At 69.8% G+C, this 11,405-nt stretch carries 12 protein-coding genes and 1 other RNA gene; 7 read left to right on the plus strand and 6 right to left on the minus strand.

Translation table 11 applies throughout. From position 1 onward, the window contains the following. The first annotated feature begins 4 nt into the window (after positions 1-4). From ffs to recR, 4 genes are all read left to right on the plus strand, one after another. An RNA gene (ffs, locus tag MRB58_RS07090) (signal recognition particle sRNA small type) lies at positions 5-100 on the plus strand. A gap of 139 nt (positions 101-239) precedes the next feature. Beyond that, positions 240-1,940 carry a DNA polymerase III subunit gamma/tau gene (locus tag MRB58_RS07095; protein WP_256461731.1) on the plus strand — a complete coding sequence of 567 codons (1,701 nt, stop codon included), beginning with the start codon at positions 240-242 and terminating at the stop codon, positions 1,938-1,940. 13 nt (positions 1,941-1,953) lie between these two features. Further along, entirely contained in the window at positions 1,954-2,280 is a 327-nt protein-coding gene (locus tag MRB58_RS07100; RefSeq protein ID WP_244781024.1) for a YbaB/EbfC family nucleoid-associated protein, read from the plus strand. Positions 2,281-2,287: 7 nt separating this feature from the next. After that, complete coding sequence (gene recR, locus MRB58_RS07105) at positions 2,288-2,890, plus strand: recombination mediator RecR (RefSeq protein WP_244781025.1); 603 nt, start codon at positions 2,288-2,290, stop codon at positions 2,888-2,890. 37 nt (positions 2,891-2,927) lie between these two features. On the opposite strand, the gene MRB58_RS07110 is transcribed toward recR, so the two are convergent. After that, positions 2,928-3,458 (minus strand): SH3 domain-containing protein, encoded by a 531-nt coding sequence (locus MRB58_RS07110; RefSeq protein WP_244781026.1) that lies wholly within the window; start codon positions 3,456-3,458, stop codon positions 2,928-2,930. 87 nt (positions 3,459-3,545) lie between these two features. Here MRB58_RS07110 and MRB58_RS07115 point away from each other — a divergent pair, with 87 nt between their 5' ends. Both MRB58_RS07115 and MRB58_RS07120 read left to right on the plus strand, forming a co-directional pair. Continuing rightward, positions 3,546-4,553 (plus strand): D-glycerate dehydrogenase, encoded by a 1,008-nt coding sequence (locus MRB58_RS07115; protein WP_244781027.1) that lies wholly within the window; start codon positions 3,546-3,548, stop codon positions 4,551-4,553. A gap of 189 nt (positions 4,554-4,742) precedes the next feature. Beyond that, positions 4,743-5,348 (plus strand): AprI/Inh family metalloprotease inhibitor, encoded by a 606-nt coding sequence (locus MRB58_RS07120; RefSeq protein ID WP_244781028.1) that lies wholly within the window; start codon positions 4,743-4,745, stop codon positions 5,346-5,348. A 43-nt stretch (positions 5,349-5,391) separates the two neighbouring features. Here the strand turns inward: MRB58_RS07120 and MRB58_RS07125 are convergent, their stop codons facing one another. Beyond that, complete coding sequence (locus MRB58_RS07125; protein WP_244781030.1) at positions 5,392-6,495, minus strand: hypothetical protein; 1,104 nt, start codon at positions 6,493-6,495, stop codon at positions 5,392-5,394. 229 nt (positions 6,496-6,724) lie between these two features. Then, positions 6,725-8,029: an ATP-dependent protease ATPase subunit HslU gene (hslU, locus tag MRB58_RS07130; RefSeq protein WP_244781031.1), complete on the minus strand. Its 1,305-nt coding sequence runs from the start codon at positions 8,027-8,029 to the stop codon at positions 6,725-6,727. On the opposite strand from hslU, the gene MRB58_RS07135 reads away from it, so the two are divergent. Beyond that, on the plus strand, positions 8,028-8,657 hold the full coding sequence (locus tag MRB58_RS07135; protein ID WP_244781032.1) for a DUF421 domain-containing protein: 630 nt from the start codon (positions 8,028-8,030) through the stop codon (positions 8,655-8,657). The genes hslU and MRB58_RS07135 overlap by 2 nt on opposite strands. Positions 8,658-8,665: 8 nt before the next feature. Here the strand turns inward: MRB58_RS07135 and hslV are convergent, their stop codons facing one another. The 3 genes from hslV to dnaJ form a co-directional block, all read right to left on the minus strand. Beyond that, the gene (hslV, locus tag MRB58_RS07140) at positions 8,666-9,223 is read right to left on the minus strand and encodes an ATP-dependent protease subunit HslV (RefSeq protein ID WP_244781033.1); all 558 of its coding nucleotides are present in this window, start codon (positions 9,221-9,223) and stop codon (positions 8,666-8,668) included. A gap of 201 nt (positions 9,224-9,424) precedes the next feature. Further along, on the minus strand, positions 9,425-10,180 hold the full coding sequence (locus MRB58_RS07145) for a class I SAM-dependent methyltransferase (protein WP_371747244.1): 756 nt from the start codon (positions 10,178-10,180) through the stop codon (positions 9,425-9,427). Positions 10,181-10,249: 69 nt separating this feature from the next. Next, entirely contained in the window at positions 10,250-11,404 is a 1,155-nt protein-coding gene (dnaJ, locus tag MRB58_RS07150; protein ID WP_244781034.1) for a molecular chaperone DnaJ, read from the minus strand. Position 11,405 lies beyond the last annotated feature (1 nt).

The following is an 11,405-nucleotide window of genomic DNA, read 5'->3' on the forward strand; positions in this document are numbered from 1 at the left end:
GGTGGGAGGTCGGCGGTGGACGGGCCACTCGCCAACCGGGTCAGGTCGGGAACGAAGCAGCCCTAACGAATCCGGTCCGGGTCATTCGCCGGCCTCCTTCTTCCAAGCCGGCGACCTCGGCGGCGACGATGCCGCGCCCACCACGTGGGCAAGCGCGAAATCCGGGCGCCGCAGGGCTGGCGCCTACCGGGCATCGTGTGCATGGTTGAGCCCGCGCGCAACCAGCGGCACACACCACGATTTCGCGGCCGGAGACCACCTTGTCCGACAGCACAGCACCGTCCGCGACACCGTACACGGTCCTGGCCCGCAAATACCGCCCGCACCACTTCGGCGAGCTGATCGGCCAGGCGCCGATGGTGCGTACGCTGAAGAACGCCTTCGCTCACGACCGCATCCCGCAGGCGTGGATGCTGACCGGCGTGCGCGGTGTCGGCAAGACGACCACCGCCCGCATCCTCGCTCGCGCCCTCAACTACGAGAAGGACGGCGCCCGCCACCCCACGGTGGAGTTCACCGAGTTCGGCGACCACTGCAAAGCCATCATGGAAGGCCGGCACGTCGACGTGATCGAGATGGACGCCGCGTCCCACACCTCGATCAACGACATCCGCGAGATCACCGACGCGGCGCGCTACAAGCCCGTCTCCGCGCTCTACAAGGTGTACATCATCGACGAGGTGCACATGCTGTCGACGGCGGCCTTCAACGGTCTCCTGAAGACGCTGGAAGAGCCGCCCGAGCACGTGAAGTTCATCTTCGCCACGACCGAGATCCGCAAGGTCCCGGTGACGGTGCTGTCCCGCTGCCAGCGGTTCGACCTGCGCCGGATCGAGGCGGACGAGCTGAGCGCGCACCTCGCCAAGGTCGCCACCAACGAAGGCATCACCGCCGACGAGGAGGCACTGCGCCTGATCGCCCGCGCCGCCGAGGGCTCGGTGCGCGACTCGCTGTCGCTGATGGACCAGGCGATCAGCCACGGCGGCGGCGTGATCTCCGCCGAGAGCCTGCGCGACATGCTCGGCCTCGCCGACCGCACCCGCATCGTCGACCTGTTCGAGCGCGTCATGAAGGGCGACGCCGCCGGGGCGCTGGCCGAACTCGGCGCGCAGTACGAGGTGGGTGCCGACCCGGCCGTCATCCTCACCGACCTCGCCTCGTTCACCCATCAGGTGACGCGCCTCAAGGTGACCAACGGCTCGCCCGACCCCGGCGACCCGCAGGAGGTGCGCGAGAGCGCCGTCGCCTTCGCCGCCGGGCTCGGCATGGCGGCGCTGTCGCGCATGTGGCAGGCGTTGCTCGCCGGGATCCAGGAGGTGCAGTCCGCGCCCAAGCCGATGATGGCGGCCGAGATGGTCCTCATCCGGCTCACCTACATGGCGAGCCTGCCCGACCCCGACCGTCTGCCGATGACCGACGCGCCGCAGGCGCCGGGCGGCGGTGGCCCGGCCCGCCCGCCGCGCGGCCCCGGCAACGGCCCGGCCGCCCGCGCCGTGGCCCCCGCACAGGCTCGCGCCAGCGCCCGCGCCGAGCGCCCGCAGCCGCAGAGCTTCGAGGATATCGCCGCGCTGATGGGCTCGCACTCGCTGCTGCTCAAGCAGGCGGTGGAGCAGGACATGCGCCTGAAGGCCTTCGCGCCCGGCCGCATCGAGGTGACGCTGACCGAGGGCGCCAATGCGAACGCCGCCGGCCAGCTGGGGCAGAAGCTGACCGAGGTCACCGGCTCGCGCTGGATCGTCACCGTCAGCGAGGGCGCCACGACGCCGACGATCCACGAGGTGAAGACCGCCGAGCAGCTCCGCCTGAAGGCGGAAGCCGGGGAAGACCCGCTGGTGAAAGCGATCATGGCGCGGTTCGCCGATGCGCAGATCGTCGAAGTGAGAGAAACACCGCACGAGGCGGACGGGCCGGCCGAACAGGCGCGCGACCGCAAGGGTTGAGAGGAAGAGACCGATGGATTTGTTCAAGATGATGGGGAAGGCCCGCGAGCTGCAGAGCCGCATGGGCGACCTCCAGGACGAGCTGAAGGAGATCGAGGCGAGCGGCGAGTCCGGCGCCGGCTCGGTCAAGGCGACGATGAACGGCGCCATGGTGCTGACCGCCCTCGCGATCGACCCCGAACTGATGAAACCGGAGGACAAGGAGATCGTCGAGGATCTGGTGATGGCCGCCGTCGCCGACGCGCAGGCCAAGGTCCAGGTCCTCGTCCAGGAGCGCACGCAGAGCCTGATGGGCGACCTCGGCCTCCCCGCCGGCATGAAGCTGCCCTTCGGCGGCTGACGCGCCTGTGGCGGTCGCGGGTCCCGAAATCGAGCGGCTGATCGCGCTGCTGGCCAAGCTGCCCGGTCTCGGCCCCCGCTCGGCCCGCCGCGCCGCCCTCCACATGGTGAAGAAGCGCGAGGCGCTGCTGCACCCGCTCGCCGCGGCGCTGGCCGAGGTGGGCGAGCGCGTCACCGTGTGCAGCGAGTGCGGCAACGTCGACACGTCCGACCCCTGCACCGTCTGCGCCGACGTCTCGCGCGATGCGGCGACGCTCATCGTCGTGGAAGACGTCGCCGACCTGTGGGCCCTGGAACGCGCCAGCGCGCTGCGCGCCCGCTACCACGTCCTCGGCGGCACGATCTCGGCGCTCGACGGGTTCGGGCCGGACGATATCGGCATCGCGCGTCTGATAGAGCGCGTCGCGGGCGGCGAGGTCCGCGAGGTGCTGCTCGCCCTCAACGCCACCGTCGAGGGGCAGACCACCGCCCACTACATCACCGAGCGCCTCGAACCGCTCGACGTGACGATCTCACGGCTGGCTTCCGGCGTCCCGATCGGCGGCGAGCTGGACTATCTCGACGAGGGCACCCTCGCCGCCGCCATCCACCAGCGGCGCCCGTTCGGCTGACGCCGCGGCTCCGCCCGGCGGCGGCCTCGGTCTCGCCTCAGTCGACCTTCTCGGTGGGATAGACGCCCCACAGGGTGCGTTGCGGCACCAGGCCATGCCAGTTCTGACCCGAGATCGAGCACCACGACCCGTCGCACCGCTCGACGTCCGCCAGCACGAAGGGTTCCAGGTAGGCCACCGGCGAAGAGGCCGCGCTCGCCGTCTCCAGCAGCGGGATCGTCTCGGTCTCGGACCACGGCGCGACGAGCGCGGTGCGCTTGCCGGAGAGCAGCGAGCGGTGGATCCACCCGTCCTCGCCGTCGACGTCGCGCACGCGTCGCCAGTTGCCGTACTCGCGCACGATCTCCACCGGCAGTCCGCGTTTGTTGAAGGTCCACTTGATCTTATATGACCGCGACGGGCCCACGCGCACGTTCACCTTGTTGGCGGAAAGGCTCACGAATCGTGGCAGCGGCAGGCCGCTCGGCCCCATCTCGGTCGGCCCGGCGGCATGGGCCGGCGGCGCGGCACCGGCGACAACGGCCAGGATCAGTGCCAGGGAGGCAATCGTAAATCGGATCGGCTTCATCGTTCCCTCTTTGGCGGGGAACGCTAAGGTGGCATGCATCCGGTTGCGTTCGGGTTATCAACACCCGCCGGCTTGAAGAGGAGCGTCATGTCGACAAGCGTCATCGTCACGCGCAAATTGCCCGAACAGGTCGAAGAGCGCATGCGCCAGCTGTTCGACGTGAAGCTCAACGCCGACGACCGGCCGATGACGCAGGCCGAGCTGGTCGAAGCCGTGCGCCACGCCCGCGTCCTCGTCCCCACCATCACCGACCGGATCGACGCTGCGGTGTTGCAGCAGGCGGGCCCCAACCTCGGCCTCATCGCCAACTACGGCAACGGCACCGACAATATCGACGTCGATGCCGCGGCGGCGCGCAAGATCCTCGTCACCAACACCCCCGGCGTCCTGACTGAGGACACCGCCGACATGACGATGGCGATGATCCTCGCCCTGCCCCGCCGCATCGTCGAGGGTACCAAGATCATCGAGGAGGGCGGCTTCGGCGGGTGGGCGCCGACGTGGATGATGGGCAACCGCGTCTGGGGCAAACGGATCGGCATCGTCGGCATGGGACGTATTGGCGCAGCCGTCGCCAAGCGGGCCAAGGCGTTCGGCATGTCGGTCCACTATCACAACCGCCGTCCGGCCGCCCCCGCCATCGCCGAGCCGCTCGGTGCCACCTATTGGGCAAGCCTCGACCAGATGCTCGCTCGCATGGACTTCGTCTCCATCCATTGCCCGCAGACGCCGGCGACCTTCCATCTCCTCTCCGGCCGCCGCCTGGCGCTGATGAAGCCGGAGGCCATGGTCATCAATCTCGCCCGCGGCGACATCGTCGACGAAGACGCCCTCATCAAGCTGATCGAGGAGGGAAAACTCGCCGGCGCGGGCCTCGACGTGTTCACCAACGAGCCGGCGATCAACCCCAGGCTGATCAAGTTGGCGAAGGCCGGCAAGGCGCTCCTGCTCCCGCACATGGGCTCCTCCACCCGCGAGGGCAGGATCGACATGGGCGACAAGGTGGTCATCAACATCCGCGTCTTCATGGATGGGCATCGCCCGCCGGACCTGGTGCTGTCGCAGCCGCCGGTGCACCGCCCTCTCTCGGCCTGAGGGTCCCCCGCCCGAGGCTTCGGGACCCTGCCCCCCCTTCGACCCGGAGGCGAGTTAACGGTATATCGACGGATCCGGGCAAACACGGGTATGGGGATCGGCGGTGACGCGGTCGCCTCCCACCGGACCGGGCCGGTGCGTGGGGTGCCGGCGAAGAGAATGCCAGGAACGCCTGAAGGGGCAGAAGTGATGATCGAGTACCGTTCCATGTCGCGCACCTCCACGTCAGGAGCGTGCGCGCCGCGCACCCTGGGCCTTGCCATGGTCGGCATCCTGACGGTCGCGCTCGGCGGTTGCATGACGCAGCGCACGCAGACCGTGGCCTCCGTCCAGCCCGCGCCGTCGCGGCCCGTCAGTCAGGCGCCGCTCGCCCCGCCGCCGATCACCCAGCAGCCGCAGGAGCCCCAAGTTCCCGAGGCGCCGATCGCCGGCCAGCCCCTGCCGGACGGGTCGATGCCCGGCGCGCCGGGGACCGACGTCGCCGCCGCCTCCCCCGCCCCGTCGGGCGTGAACGTCGGCCGGACGGATCTGCTCGGCGGCTGGAGCATCGCCAGCGGCGGCGACAACTGCCAGCTCTTCATGTCGTTGACGACGTGGACCGGCGGCTATCGCGCCTCCACGCGCGGCTGCTCGGCCCCCTCGCTCGCCGGCATCGCGGCGTGGGACCTCAACGGCAGTCAGGTTACGCTGAAGGGCGGAGACGGCTCGTCCACGGTGGCGACGCTGCGCGCCACCTCGGCGCAGAGCTTCTCCGGCTCCACGGCCGACGGGTCGGGCATCACCGTCTCGCGCTGAGTGCGAGCCGCCGGCGCCGCCGCCCCGCGCGGCCTCGCGCCGGTCAGCTGAAGAGGACCAGCACCGGCGGCGCCATCGCCTTGTCCTTCAACGGCAGGGCGATCTGGTCCTCCAGCACCGGGAAGGGCACCACCCGGTCGATCACGGCCCGTGCGCGGCGCATCTCGTCCAGCATCTCCGCGGTGATCGTCGCCTCGAAGCGGCGGCGGCGGTTCGACCAGGTCAGCGTGTCGCCCACCTGGAAGCGGTCCGCCTGCAGGATCATCGGCAGCGTCGGCAGCGCCGAGACACCCCGGCGCACGATCCCCGACATGCCGGGAGAATTGGTCACCACCGCCGCGTCGAAGCCCTTCGCCTCCGCCTCCAGCAGGCGCCGCGCGGTGGGCACGGCATCGCCGAGATGGGCGAGCGCCCCCTCCGGCAGGTCGCCGAAGTCGTGCGCGCCGAAGTCGGCGTGGACGAACGTGTCGCGGGCGATGGCGCGGGCGAGCTTGTCGGCCTTCTTCGCCACCGCGACGACTTTCGCCTTCGAGGTGGCGTAGGCTGCGGCGACGGCATCCGCATTGGCGCCGGCGACGGCGATCAGCTGCGGCTCCAGCAGCGAGACCAGCACCGCCATCGCCACGAACTCGTCCTCGCGGAAGGTCTTGCCGGCGGCGTTCTCGCGCGTGAAGGCGAGGGTCTTGGCGATCGCGGCGCGGTACTCGTCCGTCACGCTGCCGGTGGCGGCGACGTGCTGGCGGAAATGCGCGTCCGCCACGTCGATCGCGGCGGCGAGCAGGCGCTCGGACAGCGCCTCGGAGACCGCGAAGGTCGGCTCGGTCGCCGCGGCGTAGCGGATATAGGGGTTGGCGCTGGGGCGCGGCGCGCCGTCGCCGGCCACCTCGCGCGGGGCGGCCTTGCGGGCCACCTTCTGCGCCCGGCGTTCCTGGCGGGCGGCGCGGGCCGCGGCCCGCTTGGCATCCCGCTCCGGCGTGGCGGACGGCTCGGCCGCCGTCACCTCGCCAGACGGCGACGGCGTGGCCGCGGTGCGCTCGCCCGCGGCCGCGCGGGCCTTGCGCCCGGCGCGTCGCTGGCCGCCCCGGCCGCCGCCTTCGCCACGCTCGCGGCGGCGCCGTGCGGGGGTCTGATCGTCCTCGTTGCTCACATGCAGCCTTTCGCAGCACCCATGGACAGGCCCGTGCCCCTCGGGCCGGCGGCCGACGGTCGACCCGCCGCCCCGGCGGGATGCACCCGGATCGGTGCTATCGTCGCGGATTACTCGGGCCGCCGCAAAGGGTCGGCACTCCGTGCCCAGCCCCGCCGCGCCCTCGTCCCCAGATCACTGCACCGCCGACAGGCCGCGCACGCCTCGCAGCGCGCCCGGCCCGCCGTCGTCACAGGATGAAGCGCGACAAGTCCGCGTTCTTGGCGATCTCCGCCACGCCGGAGCGCACATACTCGCCGTCGATCGTCAACGTGTCGCCCGCGCGGTCGGTGGCGGTGAAGGAGATGTCGTCGAGGACGCGTTCGATCACCGTCTGCAACCGTCGCGCACCGATGTTCTCGACCGTGGCGTTGATGTCCACGGCCACCTCGGCGATCGCGTCGATCCCGTCGTCGGTGAACTCCAGCGTCACGCCCTCCGTCGCCATCAGCGCGGAGGACTGCTTGATGAGCGAGGCTTCCGTCTCGGTCAGGATCGACCGGAAGTCCTCCTTCGTGAGCGGTTGCAGCTCGACGCGGATCGGCAGGCGCCCCTGCAACTCCGGCAAGAGGTCCGACGGCTTGGAGACGTGGAATGCCCCCGACGCGATGAAGAGGATGTGGTCGGTCTTCACCTGGCCGTACTTGGTAGTGACCGTCGTCCCCTCGACGAGCGGCAGCAGGTCGCGCTGCACGCCCTCGCGCGAGACGTCTCCGCCGACACGGTCGGACCGCACGGTGATCTTGTCGATCTCGTCGAGGAAGACGATGCCGTTGTTCTCCACCTGTCGCAACGCCTCCTTGGTGAGCTTCTCGTCGTCGAGCAGCTTGTCGGACTCCTCGGCGATGAGGAGCTCGTAGGAGTCGCGCACGGTGGTGCGGTGGGACTTCTTCTGCTGGCCGAATGCCTTGCCGAACATGTCGGAGAGGTTCATCACGCCGATGTTGGCGCCGGGCATGCCGGGCAGCTCGAAGTTCGGCATCTGCGGCGCGGCCGAGATCTCGACCTCGATCTCGCGGTCGTCCAGCTCGCCGTTGCGAAGGCGCTTGGAGAAGCTGTCCTTGGTCGCGGGCGAGGCGTTCTTGCCGACCACCGCCTCCAGGACGCGCGCTTCAGCGGCGGCATGGGCCGTGGCGCGGACCTCCTTGCGGCGCCGCTCGCGGACCTGGCCGAGGCCGATCTCCACCAGGTCGCGCACGATCTGCTCCACATCGCGGCCGACATAGCCGACCTCGGTGAACTTCGTCGCCTCGACCTTGATGAACGGCGCGTTGGCGAGCTTGGCGAGACGGCGCGAGATCTCCGTCTTGCCGACGCCGGTCGGGCCGATCATCAGGATGTTCTTGGGCATCACCTCCTCGCGCAGCTCGTCGGTGAGCTGCTGGCGGCGCCAACGGTTGCGCAGCGCGATCGCGACGGCGCGTTTGGCCTCCTTCTGGCCGATGATGTAGCGGTCCAGCTCGGAGACGATCTCGCGGGGTGAGAAGTCGGTCATGGTGTTCCTTTCCACCGGCGGATCCTCGATCCCGCCGGGCACCGCCCCAAAGGCGCGGTCTTATGCGTGCGACGAAACCTCGAAGAGCCGGCTGCGTTCGCACTACATGGTAGAATTATATTCTGACGCGCCGCGCGCTGTGCAAGTGGCGGTTCTCGCCCTCGTCGCCTACGCCGCGCTGGTGGTCCTGCTCCGGGTCAGCGGCAAACGCACGCTGACCGATCTCAACGCTTTCGACTTCGTCGTGACGGTCGCACTCGGCTCGATCCTGGCGACGACGATCCTGTCGCCCAGCGTCGCTCTGGTGGACGGGCTCACCGCGCTGGCGGTCCTGATCATCTGCCAAGGGGTCGTCGCGCTGCTCGCATCGCGCTCCGACGCGGTTCGCCGCGCGGTCAAATCCGAGCCGGCGCTCGTCGTCCACGAGGGCCGGCTTCTGCACAAGGCGATGCGCGACGCACGCTTGTCCGAAGCCGCCGTGCTCGCCGCCGTCCGCTCGGCCGGCCGCGCCGATCTCACCGATGTGCACGCCATCGTCCTCGAGACCAACGGCGCGCTCAGCGTCGTGCCCGACGCGCCGACGGCCGACGGTCGGGCCATGGAGGCCGCCCGCAACCCGGGCGTCTGAGCCTGAGATCATACCGCGTCGAGACTTTCGACGATGACGCTGTCGTTGGTGTAGACGCAGATGTCCGCGGCGATCTTCATGGCGCGGCGGGCGATCTCCTCCGCCGAAAGGTCCGTCTCCGCGGCGAGCGCGCGGGCGGCCGCGAGCGCGTAGGTGCCGCCCGAACCGATGCCGGCGATGCCCTCCTCGGGCTGCAGCACGTCGCCGTTGCCCGTGATCACCAGCGTCTCGGTCTTGTCGGCGACGATCATCATCGCCTCGAGATGACGCAGGTAGCGGTCGGTGCGCCAATCCTTCGCCAGCTCGACGGCGGCGCGCATCAGCTGGTCGGGGTATTGCTCGAGCTTGGCCTCAAGGCGCTCCAGAAGGGTGAAGGCGTCGGCCGTGGCGCCTGCGAACCCGGCGATCACCGTGCCCTTGCCGATCGGCCGGACCTTGCGTGCGGTGCCTTTGACCACGGTGTGGCCCATCGTCACCTGACCGTCGCCGGCGACGACGACCTTGTCGCCCTTGCGCACGGTGACGATGGTCGTGCCGTGCCAAGGGGCCTTGGAAGTCTCAGTCATGCTACTGGTTACCATTGTCTTGCGTTGCGCATATGGGCAGCGAGCGCGCGGCCCACAACGCTCGGCGCCCGGCAGCGGTGCGACGCCGCACGAAAATGCGCCGCCACCGGCAACCGCCTGCCGGATGGGACCGCCGTCACCGCACGAAAATGCAGCTGATGCCGGAGCCGGGACGGCCCTCGGCCGGTCCCGGCTCGGGACCTAGGCCGCGATGGCGGCGCGCTCGGCCTCTGAGCGGTAGGCCCACACGCGCGCCGGCGGCAGGTTGGCGAGGACCCAGCGCGAGGTCGACCAGGTGATGCCGACCAGGCCCTGAACGGCGGGCACCAGCGCGTAGGAGAACTGAATGAACGGCGCACCCGGCGCCATCGCCGCCATCGCCGCCGACAGGAGCGCCTGGCGTTCCGGCAGCGGCCGCGTGAACAACGGCAGGCCCGACACCACCGAGGCGACCGGCGGCTGGCCCACTTCCGCCAGCACTTCGCCGAGGGCGTAGGCGTTCCCCTGCATCACGGTCGCGCCGGGGAAGCGCTCGCGCAGCAGCGTGCAGAACTCGGGCGAATACTCGATCAGGAGCAGCCGTTCCTGCGGCACGCCGCGGTCGACGAGCGCCTGCGTGACCGCGCCGGTGCCCGGTCCCAGCTCGACGATGACGCCCGGCCGGTCGAGTTCGACGTAACCCGCCATCAGCCGCGACAGCTCCTGCCCAGAGGGTGCGACCGCGCCGGTCTTCAGCGGGCTCTCGGCCCACTGGCGCAGAAAGCGCACCTCGTCGACGACACGCTCCTGGATGCGCCGCAGGCGGTCCCTAGTGGTCTGCGATGGGCGCAGGTCCGCCTCGGTGCGGCGGGCCAGCATGCGCAATTCTTCCAGGATCCGGATGTCGCGGCGGGCGGTGACCCCGCGGCTACGCTTCTGCTTGAGAGTCTGCATTTCCTGCGTCAGACGCAGTTGCATCTCTCTCGCGCGTTGACGGGCTTGATCGATCATTCGGGGCTCCGCAGGGACGCTCAATCGCGACTGACGTTATTGGGAGAGATTCTCGAAAAACTCACGGGCACGGGAAAAGAACCCATGACTCTCAGGATGGTTCTCGTTCGACGACAGTTCCTCGAACTCCGTCAATAGCTCTCGTTGCCGGCGGGTCAACTTCTGCGGCGTCTCGACGACCACCTGAATATACATATCGCCGGTCTGGCTGGACCGCAGGACCGGCATGCCCTTGCCGCGGAGCCGGAACTGCCGGCCGGTCTGCGTCGCCTCGGGAATCTTCACCTTGGCCTTCTCGCCGTCGATCGAAGGGACCTCGATGGAGCCGCCGAGCGCGGCCCGCGCCATGGAGATCGGGACCCGGCAATAAAGGTCGGCCCCTTCGCGCTGGAAGAAGTCGTGCGGGCGGATCGAGAGGAAGATGTAGAGATCGCCCGGAGGCCCGCCCATCACGCCGGCCTCACCGTCGCCGGCCAGGCGAATGCGGGTGCCGTCCTCGATCCCGGCCGGAATATCGACCGACAGCTCGCGCTCCTTCGACACGCGCCCCGAGCCGCCGCAGTTGGTGCACGGATCGCGCACCACCGAGCCACGGCCCGAACAGGTGACGCAGGTGCGCTCCAGCGTGAAGAAGCCCTGGCTCACCCGCACGCGGCCCGCGCCGTGGCAGGTCGGGCAGCTGACCGGCTCGGTACCGGGGCGCGCGCCGGAGCCGCTGCACACGTCGCAGGTGCTGCTCGACGGTACGTTGATCGTCACCCGCTTGCCGCGGAACGAGTCTTCCAGGTCGATCTCGAGGTTGTAGCGCAGGTCCGAGCCACGGTGCCGGCCACCACGGCCCGCCCCGCCGCCACCGCCGCCTCGCGCGCCGCCGAAGAACTCGTCGAAAATGTCGCTCATGGCGGAGGCGAAGTCGTTGCCGAAGCCGGGGCCGCCGGCGCCACCGCGCATGCCGCCTTCGAACGCGGCGTGGCCGAAGCGGTCGTAGGCGGCGCGCTTTTGTGGGTCGCGCAGCACCTCGTAGGCTTCGGAGACCTCCTTGAACATCAGCTCGGCATCGGTATCGCCCGGGTTGCGATCCGGGTGATACTTCATGGCGAGTTTGCGATAGGCACTCTTGAGGCCCTTCTCGTCCACAGTCCGAGAAACCTCGAGAAGCTCGTAGTAGTCGCGCTTTTGAGTCGTCGCCATC

Origin of the sequence: Acuticoccus sp. I52.16.1 (assembly GCF_022865125.1) — a bacterium.
Lineage (GTDB): Bacteria > Pseudomonadota > Alphaproteobacteria > Rhizobiales > Amorphaceae > Acuticoccus.

Coding starts and splice junctions, on each gene's coding strand:
- MRB58_RS07100 (WP_244781024.1), top strand. CDS start 1,954: ATGGATTTGTTCAAGATGATGGGGAAGGCCCGCGAGCTGCAGAGCCGC.
- MRB58_RS07110 (WP_244781026.1), bottom strand. CDS start 3,458: ATGAAGCCGATCCGATTTACGATTGCCTCCCTGGCACTGATCCTGGCC.
- MRB58_RS07115 (WP_244781027.1), top strand. CDS start 3,546: ATGTCGACAAGCGTCATCGTCACGCGCAAATTGCCCGAACAGGTCGAA.
- MRB58_RS07120 (WP_244781028.1), top strand. CDS start 4,743: ATGATCGAGTACCGTTCCATGTCGCGCACCTCCACGTCAGGAGCGTGC.
- MRB58_RS07135 (WP_244781032.1), top strand. CDS start 8,028: ATGGTGTTCCTTTCCACCGGCGGATCCTCGATCCCGCCGGGCACCGCC.
- hslU (WP_244781031.1), bottom strand. CDS start 8,029: ATGACCGACTTCTCACCCCGCGAGATCGTCTCCGAGCTGGACCGCTAC.
- hslV (WP_244781033.1), bottom strand. CDS start 9,223: ATGACTGAGACTTCCAAGGCCCCTTGGCACGGCACGACCATCGTCACC.
- MRB58_RS07145 (WP_371747244.1), bottom strand. CDS start 10,180: ATGCAACTGCGTCTGACGCAGGAAATGCAGACTCTCAAGCAGAAGCGT.
- dnaJ (WP_244781034.1), bottom strand. CDS start 11,404: ATGGCGACGACTCAAAAGCGCGACTACTACGAGCTTCTCGAGGTTTCT.